Origin of the sequence: Microbacterium sp. LRZ72 (assembly GCF_033792225.1) — a bacterium.
Lineage (GTDB): Bacteria > Actinomycetota > Actinomycetes > Actinomycetales > Microbacteriaceae > Microbacterium.
Map to the genome: position 1 here is coordinate 115,623 of NZ_JANGEX010000004.1, position 15,984 is coordinate 131,606.

13 protein-coding genes are annotated in these 15,984 nt (G+C 71.7%); 11 read left to right on the forward strand and 2 right to left on the reverse strand.

Features of this window, described 5'->3' with window-relative positions; genetic code table 11:
- The first annotated feature begins 51 nt into the window (after positions 1-51).
- The 4 genes from M4I32_RS06490 to M4I32_RS06505 all read left to right on the forward strand — a co-directional run bounded on the left by M4I32_RS06490 (position 52) and on the right by M4I32_RS06505 (position 4,464).
- Positions 52-762, forward strand: coding sequence for a GntR family transcriptional regulator (locus M4I32_RS06490; RefSeq protein WP_319033663.1), 711 nt, complete (start codon positions 52-54; stop codon positions 760-762).
- A complete protein-coding gene (locus M4I32_RS06495; protein ID WP_319033664.1) occupies positions 759-2,285 on the forward strand; it encodes an MmgE/PrpD family protein in 1,527 nt (508 codons plus the stop codon). Before M4I32_RS06490 ends, M4I32_RS06495 begins: the two co-directional genes overlap by 4 nt.
- Positions 2,285-3,199, forward strand: a complete 915-nt coding sequence (gene prpB / locus M4I32_RS06500; protein ID WP_319033665.1) for a methylisocitrate lyase — start codon at positions 2,285-2,287, stop codon at positions 3,197-3,199. The genes M4I32_RS06495 and prpB overlap by 1 nt, the downstream gene beginning before the upstream one ends.
- Before the next feature lie 128 nt (positions 3,200-3,327).
- The gene (locus tag M4I32_RS06505) at positions 3,328-4,464 is read left to right on the forward strand and encodes a bifunctional 2-methylcitrate synthase/citrate synthase (protein WP_319033666.1); all 1,137 of its coding nucleotides are present in this window, start codon (positions 3,328-3,330) and stop codon (positions 4,462-4,464) included.
- On the opposite strand, the gene M4I32_RS06510 is transcribed toward M4I32_RS06505, so the two are convergent.
- Positions 4,449-5,669: a serine hydrolase domain-containing protein gene (locus M4I32_RS06510; RefSeq protein WP_319033667.1), complete on the reverse strand. Its 1,221-nt coding sequence runs from the start codon at positions 5,667-5,669 to the stop codon at positions 4,449-4,451. The genes M4I32_RS06505 and M4I32_RS06510 overlap by 16 nt on opposite strands.
- 55 nt (positions 5,670-5,724) lie before the next feature.
- Here M4I32_RS06510 and M4I32_RS06515 point away from each other — a divergent pair, with 55 nt between their 5' ends.
- From M4I32_RS06515 to M4I32_RS06535, 5 genes are all read left to right on the forward strand, one after another.
- Positions 5,725-6,906 carry an acetyl-CoA C-acyltransferase gene (locus tag M4I32_RS06515; protein WP_319033668.1) on the forward strand — a complete coding sequence of 394 codons (1,182 nt, stop codon included), beginning with the start codon at positions 5,725-5,727 and terminating at the stop codon, positions 6,904-6,906.
- A 60-nt stretch (positions 6,907-6,966) separates the two neighbouring features.
- Entirely contained in the window at positions 6,967-7,923 is a 957-nt protein-coding gene (locus M4I32_RS06520) for a cytochrome b/b6 domain-containing protein (RefSeq protein WP_319033669.1), read from the forward strand.
- Between the two features lie 76 nt (positions 7,924-7,999).
- The gene (locus tag M4I32_RS06525; RefSeq protein ID WP_319033670.1) at positions 8,000-9,268 is read left to right on the forward strand and encodes a sensor histidine kinase; all 1,269 of its coding nucleotides are present in this window, start codon (positions 8,000-8,002) and stop codon (positions 9,266-9,268) included.
- Positions 9,256-9,930 carry a response regulator transcription factor gene (locus M4I32_RS06530; protein ID WP_319033671.1) on the forward strand — a complete coding sequence of 225 codons (675 nt, stop codon included), beginning with the start codon at positions 9,256-9,258 and terminating at the stop codon, positions 9,928-9,930. The genes M4I32_RS06525 and M4I32_RS06530 overlap by 13 nt, the downstream gene beginning before the upstream one ends.
- Positions 9,927-10,781, forward strand: coding sequence for a hypothetical protein (locus M4I32_RS06535; RefSeq protein ID WP_319033672.1), 855 nt, complete (start codon positions 9,927-9,929; stop codon positions 10,779-10,781). The genes M4I32_RS06530 and M4I32_RS06535 overlap by 4 nt, the downstream gene beginning before the upstream one ends.
- Positions 10,782-10,868: 87 nt before the next feature.
- On the opposite strand, the gene M4I32_RS06540 is transcribed toward M4I32_RS06535, so the two are convergent.
- Positions 10,869-11,375 (reverse strand): GNAT family N-acetyltransferase, encoded by a 507-nt coding sequence (locus M4I32_RS06540; RefSeq protein WP_319033673.1) that lies wholly within the window; start codon positions 11,373-11,375, stop codon positions 10,869-10,871.
- A gap of 118 nt (positions 11,376-11,493) precedes the next feature.
- Here M4I32_RS06540 and M4I32_RS06545 point away from each other — a divergent pair, with 118 nt between their 5' ends.
- Entirely contained in the window at positions 11,494-12,054 is a 561-nt protein-coding gene (locus M4I32_RS06545) for an acyl-CoA thioesterase (RefSeq protein WP_319033674.1), read from the forward strand.
- A 64-nt stretch (positions 12,055-12,118) separates the two neighbouring features.
- Complete coding sequence (locus tag M4I32_RS06550; RefSeq protein WP_319033675.1) at positions 12,119-15,940, forward strand: bifunctional proline dehydrogenase/L-glutamate gamma-semialdehyde dehydrogenase; 3,822 nt, start codon at positions 12,119-12,121, stop codon at positions 15,938-15,940.
- Positions 15,941-15,984 lie beyond the last annotated feature (44 nt).

Below are 15,984 nucleotides of genomic sequence, written 5' to 3' on the forward strand. Positions count from 1 at the left end.
TGCTGCGCCCTTTCTGCCCTAATGTATACATAGAGCGGGGAGGGGATGCGGATGCGGCAGAGCGAACGGGCCTACGCCACGCTCCTCGATGAGATCCAGCGCGGCGTCCTGCCGCCGGGCGCCGTGCTCGGCGAGGTCGAGCAGGCCGCGCGGCTCGGCGTGAGCCGAACTCCCCTGCGCGAGGCGCTCGGCCGTCTCGCAGCGGTGGGGCTCGCCGTGCAGCAGTCCCCGCGGGTCACCGTCGTCGCCGACATCGACGCCGACGACATCCGTCAGCTCTTCGAGGTTCGTGCGATGCTCGAGGCCGGTGCCGTACGACTCGCGGCGGTGCGAGGCGACACGGCCGTGTTCACGCGGCTTGCCGAGGAGTTCACCGCGATCGGTCGGCGCGGCCCCGAGGCGGCGACCGACGCCTCGGACGACTACTACGACCTGATCGCGCGCCTCGACGCCGCGATCGACGCCGCCGTCGACAACGACCATCTCGCACAGGCCCTGGCCACCGTGCGCACCCACCTCGTGCGGGTGCGCCGACTCGCCCGCGACAAGCCGGAGCGATTGGCGGCCTCGGTCGGGGAGCACCGGCTGATCGCCGTCGCTCTCGCCGCCCGCGACGGCGAGCTCGCCACCCACGCCACGCATGTGCACCTGCACAACGCTCTTCACAGTGCCCTCGAGAGTGCCCTCGACAGTGCCCTCGACAGTGCCGTCCCAAGCGCTCCCGCAAGCGCCCCCGAGTCCCCTCCGAGAGGAAACCCATGACCGCCATCCACCATCTGCGGGTGCACCGCAGCGACGAGAAGCTCGCTCGCGAAGGGCAACTCGCGTGGCGCATCGCCGAGGTCGCCGTCGACCAGGTCGCCGTGCAGCCCGACGTGACCGAGATGATCATCAACCGGGTCATCGACAATGCGGCCGTGGCCGCGGCATCCCTCTCTCGTGAGCCGGTCAGCGCGGCGCGCGCGCAGGCGCTCGATCACCCCGTCTCGATCGGCGGTCGAGGCGCCACGGTCTTCGGCGTCGATCCGGGGCGGCGTACGAGCCCGGAGTGGGCCGCCTGGGCCAACGGGGTGGCCGTGCGAGAGCTCGACTACCACGACACGTTCCTGGCCGCGGAGTACTCGCACCCCGGTGACAACATCCCCCCGATCGTCGCGGTCGCGCAGCACACCGGCGCCGACGGCGCCGCCCTCGTGCGAGCTCTGGCGACGGGGTACGAGATCCAGATGGACCTCGTGCGGGCGATCTGCCTGCATCGGCACAAGATCGACCACGTCGCGCACCTGGGTCCCTCGGCGGCCGCGGGCATCGGCACGCTGCTCGGACTCGACACCGAGACGGTCTACCAGGCGGTCGGCCAGGCGCTGCACACGACCACGGCGACGCGACAGTCCCGCAAGGGTGAGATCTCGACGTGGAAGGCGCACGCCCCCGCTTTCGCGGGCAAGATGGCCGTCGAGGCCGTCGACCGCGCCATGCGGGGCCAGACGTCTCCCTCGCCCATCTACGAGGGCGAGGACGGCGTGATCGCCTGGATGCTGGGCGGCCCCGACGCCCGCTACGACGTGCCGCTGCCGGGGGAGGGTGAGCCGAAGCGGGCCATCCTCGACTCGTACACCAAGGAGCACTCCGCCGAGTATCAGGCGCAGGCGTGGATCGACCTCGCCCGCACCCTGCACGGCGAGCACCCCCAGCTGACCGACCCGGCGAACATCGCCTCGATCGTGCTGCACACCTCGCACCACACGCACCACGTGATCGGCTCGGGCGCGAACGACCCGCAGAAGTACGACCCGTCGGCGTCGCGCGAGACGCTCGACCACTCGATCCCCTACATCTTCGCCGTCGCACTGCAGGACGGCGGCTGGCACCACGTCGACTCGTATCTGCCCGAGCGGGCGGGACGGTCCGACACGGTCGAGCTCTGGCGCAAGGTCACGACCGCCGAGGACGAGGAGTGGACAAGGCGGTATCACTCCGAGGATCCGGACGAGAAGGCGTTCGGGGGTCGCGCCGTGATCGCCCTGGCCGATGGCACCGTGATCGAGCGGACGATCGCGGTCGCCGACGCGCATCCGCTCGGTGCGCGACCGTTCGCCCGCGCCGATTACGTGCGCAAGCTCCGGCTTCTTGCCGAGCCGGTGCTCGAACCCGCCGAGATCGAGCGCTTCCTCGCGCTCGTCGAGCGGCTGCCGGAGCTGACGGCCGACGAGGTGGCGCAGCTGACGATCGTGGCGAAGCCGGGCGTGCTGGCCGCCGCTCCGGCCCCGAAGGGATTGTTCTGATGCTGTACGCAAGCACCCCGGCATCCGGCAAGCGCCGTCTGTTTCGAGAGCGGCTCGCGTCGGGGGAGCTGATGCGGCTGCCCGGCGCCTTCAACCCGCTGAGCGCTCGGCTGATCGAGCGCAAGGGTTTCGAGGGCGTGTACATCTCGGGGGCCGTGCTCTCGGCCGAGCTGGGCCTTCCCGACATCGGTCTGACGACGTCGACCGAGGTGGCCGCCCGAGGCGGCCAGATCGCCGCGATGACCGACCTGCCGACGCTGATCGACGCCGATACGGGGTTCGGCGAGCCCATGAACGTCGCGCGCACGATCCAACAGCTCGAGGATGCGGGCGTGTCGGGCGCCCACATCGAGGACCAGGTCAACCCCAAGCGCTGCGGGCATCTCGACGGCAAGGCGGTGGTCGACGAGCAGACGGCGGTCAAACGCATCCGCGCCGCCGTCGACGCGCGGCGCGACCCGGACTTCCTGATCATGGCGCGCACCGACATCCGTGCGATGCACGAGGGGCGGGCGGGACTCGACGCCGCGATCGACCGCGCGAAGGCGCTGGTGGATGCGGGTGCCGATGCGATCTTCCCCGAGGCGATGCGCGACCTCTCGGAGTTCGAGGCGGTGCGGGCGGCACTGGACGTGCCGATCCTGGCCAACATGACCGAGTTCGGCAAGAGCGAGCTGTTCTCGGTCGAGCAGCTGCGCGACGTCGGGGTGAACATCGTGATCTGGCCCGTCTCGCTGCTGCGCCTGGCGATGGGCGCCGCGGAGCGAGGGCTCGAGGACCTCCTGAGCGCCGGGCACCTCACGGGCAGGCTCGACCAGATGCAGCACCGCGCCGACCTGTACGACCTGGTCGACTACGAGGGGTACAGCCGCTTCGACACGAACGTCTTCACGTTCGACGTCCGCCGGCCCTGACCGCCGTTCGTGACCGCCGACGCGGCATCCACCCCACTCATGTCCCACCTTTTCAGCCCACACGGACGCCTATGCCTGCAAAGGTGGGACATGGACGCGGGACGGGGCCACCGATCGGAGGAGAGCGAATGACCGAGACGACCGAGATCAAGAAGGGCCTCGCGGGGGTCGTCGTCGACACGACGGCGATCAGCAAGGTCAACCCCGACACGAACAGCCTGCTCTACCGCGGCTATCCCGTGCAGCAGCTGGCCGCGACCCAGCCGTTCGAGGCCGTCGCGTATCTGCTCTGGCACGGAGAGCTGCCGACGGACGCCCAGCTCGAACAGCTGCGCGACGAGGAGCGTTCGCACCGCGACCTCGACGACAACGTGAGAGCCGCGCTCGATCTGACGCCGCTCACTGCCCACCCGATGGATGCCGTGCGCACCGCAGTCTCGGTGATCGGGGCCAACGACCCCGAGGCGTCCGATTCGTCAGCCGAGGCCGATCTGCGCAAGAGCGTGCGGCTGTTCGCCAAGCTGCCGGCCATCGTCGCCTATGACCAGCGCCGGCGGCGCGGGCAGGATGCCGTCGCCCCTCGCGACGACCTGGACTATGCGCACAACTTTCTCTGGATGACGTTCGGCGACGAGCCGCACGAGGTCGTCGCTGCGGCTTTCGGCGTATCGATGATCCTGTACGCCGAGCATTCGTTCAACGCCTCCACCTTCACCGCACGGGTGATCACATCGACGCAGGCCGATCTGCACTCGGCCGTCGTCGGGGCGATCGGGGCGCTCAAGGGGCCGCTGCACGGCGGAGCCAACGAGGCCGTGATGCAGATCCTCGACGAGATCGGCGAGGCAGACGCGGTCGAGGCGTGGCTGGATGACGCGCTCGCGGGCAAGCGCAAGATCATGGGCTTCGGCCACCGCGTGTACAAACACGGCGACTCCCGCGTGCCGACCATGAAGGCGGCGCTCGACACGCTCGTGGAGCACTACGGCGCGCAGGAGCTCGCCGCGCTCTACGACGCGCTGGAGGCGGATTTCGTTGCGCGCAAGGGCATCTATCCGAATCTCGACTACCCGTCGGGACCGGCATACCGGCTGATGGGCTTCGACACCGAGATGTTCACCCCGCTGTTCGTCGCGTCGCGTGTGACGGGCTGGACGGCGCACATCAGGGAGCAGGCGGCATCCAATGCGCTCATTCGCCCGCTCTCGCTCTACGACGGCCCAGACGAGCGCGCCGTGCCGGGCGCGGATCAGTCGGCCGGGTAGAGCTCCCCGATCAGCGCCCGCGCCATCGTCGTCGCGGGGTCCTGCCCCGCCGCCGTCGGCGCGAGGTTCGCCCAGACGACGAGTGTGACGCCGGCATCGGGTTCGTGTCCCATGAAGGCGTTGTATCCCGGCAGCTCGCCCGTGTGCCCGAGGAAGGGGCCCAGCTGGGCCAGGGCGTAGCCGTAGCGGGGAGCATCGGCCGCGTCGCTCGTCGGCTCGAGGCTGTCGAGGCGGGCCTGGTGCGTCTCGGCGTCGAGCGCCGCACCGGTGCCGAGCACCTCGGCCCAGTCGGCCAGGTCCTCGGCCGTCGAGATGCCGGCCCCCGCCGCCCATCCCCACGAGGGATTCACGAGCGTCTGGTCGTTCGGCAGCAGCGAGCCCTCCTGGGCCGCCGCCTGCAGGTCGGCGGGCAGGGCCGCGACCGACATCGTCATCACGTTGTCGGTGTACATGTAGCCGCGCGAGAAGGGCTCCGGAAGCGTGTTCACGTCGCGGGCGGGCAACAGCGTCTGGTCGAGACCGAACGGTTCGAACAGACGCTCGGCCAGGATCTGCTCGAGCGGCGCGCCCTCGATCTGCTCGGCGATCAGGCCCAGCAGCACGGTGTTGGTGTTCGAGTAGTGGTAGCCCTCGCCCGGCGCGAAGTAGGGCGGCAATGCCAGCCCCATCGCGACGAGATCCTCCGGGTCCCACGCCTTCCCGGGTTCGGCGTCGAGCGCGGCATTGAGCTCGTAGGTCTCGGTGTAGTTGAACAGGCCGCTGCGCATGTTCAGCAGCTGGGCGATCGCGATGTCGTCGCCGCCGGGCACCTCGGGCCGATACGTGGAGACGGCATCATCGAGCGAGAGCGCGCCCTCCTGGGCGAGCTGCAGGATGACGGTGCCTGTCATCGTCTTCGTGTTCGAGCCGATCCGGATGTGCTGATCGGTCGTGACGGGGACGTCGCCGCCCAGTTCTGTCACGCCGTACGTCACGGTCTGCTCGCCGTCGGGTGTGCGCAGCAGCATGACCGCCCCCGGCACGCCCATCTCGAGCGCCATCGTCTCGACGACCTCCTGCAGCTCCCCGGTCTCGCGAGCCTGATAGGTCGGGGCGTCCGGCCCATCGGGTTCGTCGGGTGCGGGCGCGGCGGTGCAGCCGGCGATGGCGATCGTGAGGGCGGTGAGGGTGGCGACGGCGGCTGAGGCGGAGCGGATCCTGGTCACCGCCGCAGGCTAGCAGGGCAGCCCTCCGCCGGTCGGCGCCTGCGACAATCGAGGCATGCGATCAGCGGTCATCGTCGACGTCGTCCGCACGCCCTCGGGTCGCGGCAAGCCGGGCGGGGCGCTCAGTGGTGTGCATCCGGTGGACCTGGCCGCGCTGACGCTGCGCGCACTGCTCGAGCGCAGCGACCTCGACTCGCACCGGGTCGACGACGTGATCCTCGGCTGCGTGAGCCAGGTGGGCGAACAGGGGATGAACGTCGCGCGCCAGGCCGTCCTGGCCGCCGGCTTCGACGAGACCGTGCCGGGCACGAGCGTGGACCGCCAGTGCGGCTCGAGCCAGCAGGCGGTGCACTTCGCCGCACAGGGGGTGATGGCCCGCGCCTACGACGTCGTCATCGCGGGCGGGGTCGAGTCGATGAGCCGGGTTCCGCTCGGATCCTCCACCGCCGATGCCTCGCCCGTCTCACCGGGCCTTCGCGCCCGCTATCCCGAGGGGCTCGTGAACCAAGGTGTATCGGCCGAGCTGATCGCCGCCCGGTGGGGACTGGAGCGCCCGGAGCTCGACGCCTACGCGGCGGCATCCCACGCCCGAGCCGCGGATGCCGCCGCGGCCGGCGCCTTCGCCGACCAGATCGTCCCGGTGCCGCTCACCGGCGCCGAGACCGTCGACGCCGACGAGACGATCCGTCCGGGCACGAGCGTGGCTGCGCTCGCGGCGCTCCCCCCGGCATTCCGCACCGAGGCGACGGCCCGCCGCTTCCCCGAGCTTGACTGGCGCGTGACGGCCGGATCGTCGTCGCCGCTGACCGACGGGGCCTCCGCCGCGCTGATCATGGGTGAGGACGTCGCGGCCAGGCTCGGGCTGCGCCCGCGGGCGAGGTTCCACGCATTCGCGGTCGTCGGCGACGACCCCCTGATGATGCTGACCGGGCCCATTCCGGCGACCCGCCGCATCCTGGACCACGCGGGACTCTCAATCGACGACGTCGACGCCTACGAGGTCAACGAGGCCTTCGCGCCCGTGCCGCTGGCGTGGGCCGCCGAGCTGGGGGCCGACGCGGCGCGGATGAACGCGTGGGGCGGGGCCATCGCCCTCGGTCATGCGCTGGGCTCGTCGGGCACCCGGCTGCTCGGCACGCTGCTCGCCCGCCTCGAGCGCGACGGCGGGCGTTTCGGCCTGCAGACGATGTGCGAGGGTGGCGGGCTCGCGAACGCGACGCTCATCGAGCGGCTCTGACGGGCACGGGGGGCGCGCCCCCGCGCCCTAGAATCGTGGGGGCGGAGGGGTGACGCACGTATGAGCAGCACGGTTCCGGGCGCCTCGCGCCCGCCTGTGGACCCGCGCTCCCCGCACCGTCGCACTCGTTTCGGCCGGCGGATGCTGATCGCTCTGCTGGGCGGCGCCGCGCTGCTGTACGCGGCCGGCATGACCGTCGCGGCGGCGCGCTGGCTGATCAGCCTGGACGACGTGCGCGCGTTCCTCGTCGCCTACCCCGGCGCCTACGCGCTGCCGGCCGGCACGCCGCCCGGCTTTCCCACGTGGCTGCAGTGGCAGCACTTCTTCAACGTCTTCCTGCTGGTGCTGATCGTGCGTACCGGCATGCAGGTGCGCAGGGAGAAGCGGCCCGCGGCGTTCTGGTCGCCCCGGCGCGATCGCAAGCGCCGCATCAGCCTGAACCTGTGGCTGCATCAGGCCGTTGATGTGCTCTGGCTGGCCAACGGGGTGATCTTCGTGGTGCTGCTGTTCGCCACGGGTCACTGGCTGCGCATCGTGCCGACGAGCTGGGAGGTGTTCCCGAATGCGCTCTCGGCCCTGCTGCAGTACGTCTCGCTGGAGTGGCCGACCGAACGCAGCTGGGTCAACTACAACGCGCTGCAGCAGCTCGCCTACTTCACGACGGTGTTCGTCGCGGCGCCGGCGGCGGTGATCACCGGGGTGCGCTTGTCGGGTTTCTGGCCGAGCAACGCTCCACGGCTCGATCGCGCCTACCCCGCCGTGTGGGCGCGCGCGCTGCACTATCCGGTCATGCTCTACTTCGTGGCGTTCACCATCGTGCACGTCGCGCTGGTGTTCGCCACCGGCGCGCTACGCAACCTCAACCACATGTACGGCGGCACCGACGCGGTGAACTGGGCGGGCTTCTGGATCTTCACCGCATCCACCGCACTCATCATCGGGGTGACGGTCGCCGCGCGTACGGCGGTGATCGCGCCGATCGCGGCCCTGTTCGGAACCGTGAAGCGCCGCCGCTGATACGGGGGAAAACCCCACCCGATCACTCCGGCTGACTCGGGCGCGCCCGCAGCCTGCCGCGCTCTACCTTTGAGCCATGACCACTCCTGTTCCCTCCCCGCCCCGCGCCGCAACGGCGCGTCCGTGGCGCGTCGCGGGCGCGATCGCGCAACTCGCGGCACTCGGCATCGTCGGCCCCGTGGCCTTCACCATCCTCATCACGCTCCTGAGCGTGGGCCTCAGCCTCGTTCCGGTGCTCGGCATCGGCCTGCTGCTGCTCATCGGCTTCGTCTACGCCCTCTACGCGCTCGCGTGGCTCGAGACGGCGCGCGTCGACGGGCTCTACGCGTTCGGGCTCGCTCCTCGGGTGCCCCGCCGCAGTCCCAAGAGTGGCTTCGGTGGATTCCTGCACACCCTCTGGCTGCAGTCGATCGACCCCGCCATGTGGCGCGCCGTCGCCAGTGCGGCGATCGCCACCGTGCTGGGCCTCATCGTGCTGCCGCTGGTGAGTCTCGTCGCATCGGGCATCGTGCTCGCCTTCTCGCCGCTGTTCACGCCCGCCGCTCAGGTGCGCCTGGGCGGCACCGGAATCGAGATCCTCTCCGTCTGGGCGGTGCCCACGGGCGCGCTCGCCGCGCTCGTGGCCCTCGCCGCCATCGTGGGTCTGGGGCTGCTGCACGGCGTGCTCGTCCGCGCGATCCTCGTCCCCTCGCGCGAGGCCCAGCTGGCGGCCGAGGCCCGCACGTCGAACGTGCAGCGTGCCGGGGCGGTGCGCGCCGCCGAGGTGGAGCGCACCCGGATCGAACGCGACCTGCACGACGGCGTCCAGCCCCGGCTGGTCTCGGTGGGAATGACGCTGGGGCTGGCCCAGCAGAAGGTCGACGACGATCCCGGTGCCGCCAAAGAGCTCATCGCCGAGGCGCACACGTCGACGAAGGCGGCGATCACCGAGCTGCGACAGCTGGCCCGCGGCATCCACGCCTCGGTGCTCGATGACCGGGGACTGGATGCCGCGCTGTCGGCGCTCGCGGCCCGGTCGCACGTGCCGGTCGTGCTCGATGTGCGACTGACGGCGCGGTGCAGCCGCACGGCCGAGGCGGCGGCCTACTTCTCGATCGCCGAGGCCCTGACCAATGCGGCCAAGCACTCCCGGGCGAGCGAATGCCGTGTGCTGGTGCGTGAACGCGAGGGCGGCATCCTGTGGGCACGCGTGGAGGACAACGGCATCGGCGGTGCACACGTCGTTCCCGGCGGCGGACTGGACGGCATCGCCAACCGGGTGCTCGCAGCCGGCGGCACGTTCGACGTCGTGAGCCCGACGGGCGGCCCGACCACGGTGGAGGTGAGCGTGCCATGCGCATCCTGATCTGCGAGGACTCGGTGCTGCTCCGGGAGGGCCTCGTGCGCCTGCTCGATGACGCGGGCCACGAGATCGTCGCGGCGCTGCCCGACGCCGATGGGCTCGACGAGGCGGTCGCCGAGACGTCGCCCGACCTGTGCATCCTCGACGTGCGCCTGCCCCCCACCTACACCGATGAGGGCATCCGTGCGGCACTGCGACTGCGCGCGGCACGGCCCGATCTGGCGGTGCTGGTGCTGTCGCAGTACGTCGAGGAGCGATACGCGAGCGACCTGCTCGCCGGACGCGGCGGCGCGCTCGGATACCTCTTGAAGGACCGGGTCGCCGACGTGGGCGAGTTCGTCGAGACGGTGGGGCGGATCGCGGGCGGGGCGACGGTGTTCGACCCCGAGGTCGTCGCGCAGCTGCTCGGACGCCGCGCGCTCGACGACCGGATGAGCCGGCTCACCGATCGCGAGTCGACGGTGCTGGCGCTCGTGGCCGAGGGACGCTCGAACCAGGCGATCGCCCAGGCCCTGCACATCAGCGGCGGCAGCGTCGAGAAGCACATCACCGCCGTGTTCCAGAAGCTCGAGCTCGAGCAGGAATCCGGCAACCGGCGGGTGCTTGCAGCCCTCGCCCACATCGAACACGGCGGACACACGCCACAGACAGGAGCATCCCGATGAGCACCACCCTCACACCGCCCCCCGTACCGCCGGCGGAGCCCCCCGCCGGGCCCCCGCGCAAACCGCGGCCCGCCTCGCGCGTCATCGCGATCCTCATGATCGCGCTCGGCGCCGTCGTCGTGCTCGGCGCCATCGCGAGCGCCGCCTTCACGGCGATCGCCGCGGCGAGCGTGCGCACCGACACCCGCACGGTGGATGCGGCGGGTCTCGACGCACTCGATGTGAACATCTCGGGCGGCTCGCTGCGGATCGTCTACGCCCAGGTCGACGAGGCGGCCCTCGACGTGACGAGCGGTTCGGGCGCGGACCGGTGGCGTCTCGACCGGGAGGGAGACACCCTGGTGCTCGAGTCGCCGAACTCGCTCTTCGGCGGATGGTGGTTCGGGGGCAACGGCCGGGCCACGCTCACGCTGCCCGCCGAGCTCGAGCGAACTGAGCTCGACGCCACGCTGGCGCTCGCCGCCGGCGACCTGGAGGCCTCGGGCCGCTTCGGCCAGCTCGCCGTCGAGATGGGCGCCGGCGACCTCACGGTCTCGGGTGCCGCGCGGGACGTCACGGCGGACGTGAGCGCCGGGCGCGCGCAGCTCGACCTCGACGGGGTGAGCCAGGCGCAGATCGCGGTGTCGGCCGGTCAGCTGATGGGCCGGTTCACGGGATCGGCTCCGACGGATGTCGGCCTGACCGTCAGCGCGGGCTCGCTCGAACTGGCGCTTCCCGACGAGACCTACGATGTGCGCGCCGACGTTTCGGCGGGCGATCTCGACAACCGCCTCGACACGTCGAACGCTTCGCCGCGCGTGGTCGAGGCCGAGATCAGCGCGGGTCAGGTGATCCTGCGCAGCGGGCGCTGAGCGCGCGTTTCGTCTCGCGGCTGCGCCGCTCGCTCAACGCCCGGCATCCCGCCCGGTGGTTGAGCGAGCGGAGCGAGACGAAACCGCTCAGCGCACGAATCGCACCTCGGTGATCGTCTCGCCGAGGAACGGCTCTTCCTGGCTGGCCCCGTCGAGGGCGAACCCGTTGCGCACATAGAAGCGGTGGGCGCGGGGGTTGTCTTCCGCGACCCACAGGTAGATCGGCGCGCCCTCGGGTGCGACGGCGTCGAACAGCTTCTGGCCGATGCCCGTCCCGTGCCATGCATCGAGCAGGTAGATGAAGTACAGCTCGCGGTCTCTCGGTGCGTCGTCGTCGCGGGCCGGCCCGGCCCCGACGAATCCCACGATCTCGCCGCCGACCAGCGCCGCGTACTGCACGTAGTCCGGGCCCTGGCTCATCCAATGCGTCCAGAGCTCGGCCATGCGCTTGGCCGACACGCTCTCGAGCGTGGCCTGGCTGACGAGATGGTCATAGGTCTCGTGCCAGCAGGTGGCGTGCACGCGGCCGAGGGCCTCGGCATCCACATCACGGACCGGACGGACGACGACGTCGGCGGGAAGCTCGGCTTGCATGGCCAGACTCTACGACAGCGATCTGACGGTGCGAAATCCTGGTGCCGACGATCGAAACCTTGTATTGATCACACAACGAGATGCCGGATTCGATCACGAATGGCTACGCTCGGCTCCCGTGAATGTGATCTGGCGCACCCTGCTCGTGATGCTCGCGGCGCGACGCCGGCTGCGGCGCGAGGGTGCGGTCGCCCCGTCCTCGCTCGGTCGCCTGCGACTGCGGACCCTGCCGACCGACATCGACGTGCTCCGCCACATGAACAACGGGCGGTATCTGTCGCTGTTCGACCTCGGCCGGTGGGACCTGCTCATCCGGGCCGGACTCGTCGACGCGATGCGCGCGCAGGGCTGGTACGGCGTCGTCTCGGCCGAGACCGTGACTTTTCGCAAGTCGCTCGATCTGTGGCGCCGCTTCACCCTCGAGACCCGGTTCATCGGACACGACGACCGCGCGATGTACCTGGAGCATCGCGCGGTGGTCGGCGGCGAGGTCTACGCCCGCGCGATCATCCGCACCCGCATCCTCCGGCGCGGTGGTGGCACCGTCCCGCACGACGAGCTGTTCGCGGCCGTGGGCAGGCCGGAGGGCCTCCCCGACGTGCCGGACTGGGTGCACGAGTGGGCCGCGGCATCCGCCCTGCCCTCCACCCGGCGCCCCGCGCCGAGCGTCTGGGACTGACGGCGGCGCGTCCCGCCCGGCAGGGCGCCGGGGAAAGGGGCACGCGGCGACCTACTCTGGTCACATGGTGAGCACCGCCGACTCGGACGACGCCGGCACGCCGGCCCCGCACGATGCAGAGCAGGGCGAGGACCTGTCTGCGGCGGCCGTGCGCCTCGCGCATCGCTGGATCGACGAGGGCGGCTCGGCTCCGATCGACGCGGCAGCGGAGCGCCTGGCCGCCGTCATGCGCGACCGGCGCGGTCTTCCCTTCACCCTCGGCTTCGTCGACGGGGTCCTGCGCCCCGAGTCGCTCGTTGCGGCGGCATCCGGGCTTCACCGCGTCGCGCCGCTGGTTCCCGATCTGCTGCCCTGGCACCTGCGGCAGGCCGTTCGGGTGGGCGGCTCGGTCGCGCCCGCCCTGCCGGCGCCCGTCGTCCTCGTCGCGCGACGGATGCTGCGCGAGCTCGTGGGTCATCTGATCATCGACGCCCGGCCGAACAAGCTCGGACCCGCTCTCGAGAAGCTGCGCGCCGACGGCGCCAGGCTCAACCTCAATCTGCTCGGCGAAGCGGTGCTCGGCGAGGACGAGGCGGCCAAGAGGCTGGAAGGCATCCGTGAGCTCGTGCGGCGCGACGACGTCGACCACGTGTCCGTCAAGGTCTCGGCGATCGCGAGCCGCCTGTCGCCCTGGGCGTTCGACGAGATGGTCGACGAGGTCGCCGACACGCTCCTGCCGCTGTATCTCGAGGCGGCCACGAGCGACACGTTCATCAACCTCGACATGGAGGAGTACCGCGACCTCGATCTCACGATCGCGGTCTTCACCCGCCTGCTCGAGGACCCGCGCCTGCGGCGGGCCGAGGCGGGCATCGTGCTGCAGGCGTACCTGCCCGATTCTCTGGCGGCGCTGCGCGAGGTCTCGGCGTGGGCGCGTCAGCGGGTGGATGCCGGCGGCGCGCCCGTGAAGGTGCGGCTGGTCAAGGGCGCGAACCTGCCGATGGAGCGCGTGGACGCCGCGATGCACGGCTGGGCCTCCGCGCCCTACGAGACGAAGGTCGACACCGACGCGAACTACCTGCGCATGCTCGACGAGGCCCTTCGGCCCGAGCGCACGAGGGCGGTTCGCATCGGCGTCGCCGGGCACAATCTGTACGACATCGCCCACGCCTGGCTGCTGGCCTCGGAGCGGGGTGTGCGCGACGCGATGGATGTCGAGATGCTGCTCGGGATGGCGCCGGCGCAGGTCGCGGCGGTATCACGCGATGTCGGGTCGGTGCTGCTGTATGTGCCCGTCGTCCGGCCCGACGAGTTCGATGCGGCCGTCGGCTATCTGGCGCGTCGCCTGGAGGAGAACGCCGCCGCCGAGAACTTCCTCTCGGCGGCGTTCGAGCTGCACCACGACGAGCGGCTGCGCGACCGGGAGCGGGAGCGGTATGTCGCGTCGGTCGAACGCGCCGCCAGCCCGGCGCTCGGAGCGCATCCGCGTCGCCGGCAGGACCGCGCCGGCGGGGAGAGGGCGGTGGCGACGGCGCTCACGGCGGAATCAGCCGGCAGCGATGCGGATCGGGCCGGCGGTGCCGACGTGGACGGTGTCGACAGGGACGGTGCCGACGTGGACGATGCGACCATCCCGATCCGTCGGCCCGCGCCCCCGGCGGAGGAGGGCCTGACGCAGGTCGTGCTCGGGATCGGACGGGGAGCGACCGACGACGGCGCCACCGCCCCGCTCGCGCTCGACGCGCAGCAGCTGTTCTTCGGGGGCGCCGCGCTGGTCGAGACGGCCGTGTACGCGCCGCGGCAGCGGTCCACGGCAGCCGCGGGCGCGCCCGGTTTCGTGAACGTGCCCGACTCCGACCCCGCGGTCGGGGCGACCCGGGCGTGGGCGCGGCGCGTGCTCGAGCAGGTCCCCGGTTCGGCGCTCGGCCGGGACCTCGTCGAGCGCGCCCGCGTCGATGACGCCCCCGCCCTCGATGCCGTGCTCACCCGCGTGCGGGCGGCCGGCCGCTCCTGGGCGCGCCGCGGGGCCGACGAGCGGGCGACGGTGCTCGAGCGGGCGGCGGCAGTGCTCGCCGGTCGCCGAGGCGCCCTCATCGAGGTCGCGGCATCCGAGACCGGAAAGGTCTTCGCCGAGGCCGACGCCGAGGTGAGCGAGGCGATCGACTCCGCCGCCTACTACGCGGCCACCGCACGGGAGTTGGATGCCGTCAGCGGCGCCGTCTTCGTGCCCGACCGCCTCACGGTCGTGGCCTCGCCCTGGAACTTTCCGCTCGCGATCCCCGCGGGTGGGGTGCTCGCCGCGCTCGCGGCGGGCTCCGGCGTCGTGCTCACCCCGGCTCCCCAGGCCCGCCGGTGTGCGGCCCTGATCGTCGAGGCGCTGTGGGATGCCGGCGTTCCGCGCGATGCGCTCGCGCTCGCCGACATCGACGAGGACGAGCTCGGCCACGCCCTGATCACGCACCCGCGCGTGGACCGCGTCATACTCACCGGGGCGTGGGAGACGGCCGCGATGTTCCGCTCGTGGCGGCCGGACCTCGAGCTGTCGGCCGAGACGAGCGGCAAGAACGCGATGGTGATCACCCCCTCCGCCGACCTCGATCTGGCGGCCGCCGACCTGGTGCGCAGCGCGTTCGGTCACGCGGGACAGAAATGCTCGGCGGCCTCGCTCGCGATCCTCGTCGGCCCCGTGGCCCGTTCCCGTCGCTTCGCCCGCCAGCTCGTCGACGCGACGACCTCGCTGCGGGTCGGACTCCCCGAAGATCCGCGCAGCGAGGTCGGCCCGCTCATCGAGCCGCCGACCGGCAAGCTCGAGTGGGCGCTCACGACGCTGGACGAGGGCGAGCGGTGGCTGGTGCGCCCCCGCCCCCTCGACGACGAGCGCAGGCTGTGGAGCCCCGGCATCCGCACGGGTGTCGAGGCGGGGTCGCGCTTTCACCGGGAGGAGTTCTTCGGCCCCGTGCTGGGCGTCATGCACGCCCGCAACCTCGACCACGCCATCGAGCTGCAGAACGCCGTCGACTACGGCCTCACCGCGGGGCTCTACACCCAGCAGCCCAGCGATCTGGCCCGTTGGCTGGCGCGCGTCGAGGCAGGCAATCTCTATGTCAACCGCGGGATGACCGGCGCGGTCGTGCAGCGCCAGCCCTTCGGGGGGTGGAAGAGGTCGTCGGTGGGCACCGGCGCCAAGCCGGGCGGGCCCAATCACCTGGTGGGGCTGGGTGCCTGGCGCGCGGCATCCGGCACGCCCTCGTCGTCGCTGCACCTGCGGGGACTGGACTCGCGCCTGACGACGGTGATCGAGGCCGCGCAGCAGACCCTCGACTACGAAGGGTTCGACTGGGTGCGCCGCGCGGCGCTCTCGGACGCCGTCGCCTGGGACCGCGAGTTCGGCCAGGTGCGCGACGTGACGGGGCTGGGTGTGGAGCGCAACCTGTTCCGCTACCGGCCGGTGCCGGTGGCGGTGCGCGCCTCGGGCGATGCCCCCTGGCCGGCGGTGCTGCGGGTCGTGCTGGCCGGGGTGCGCTCGCGTTCGTCCTTCAGTCTCAGCACACCCGTGGGTCTGCCGGCGCCCGTGCGGCGCGCCCTCGCCGAGCTCGACGTGCCCGTGCAGGTCGAGTCCGAGGCGGAATGGCTCGAGCGGATGTCGCGGCCCGGCGGTGCATCGTCCGCCCGGGCCGACGAACCCCGGCCCCCGCGGGTGCGGTTGGTCGGCGGCGGGGAGTCGGTGCGTGCACTGCGCCGGGCACTGGCCGACGCCGTGAACGGCGACCCCGACCTGACGATCCACGCCGGCGAGGTCACGACGGCCGGGCGCATCGAGCTGCTCACGTTCCTGCGCGAGCAGTCGATCTCGATCACGGCCCACCGTTTCGGCACTTCGGATCCCTGGTCGACCGAGGTGATCTGACCCGCCCCGCGCCCCTGATCGGCATGCGAGACTCGTCGCAGCCC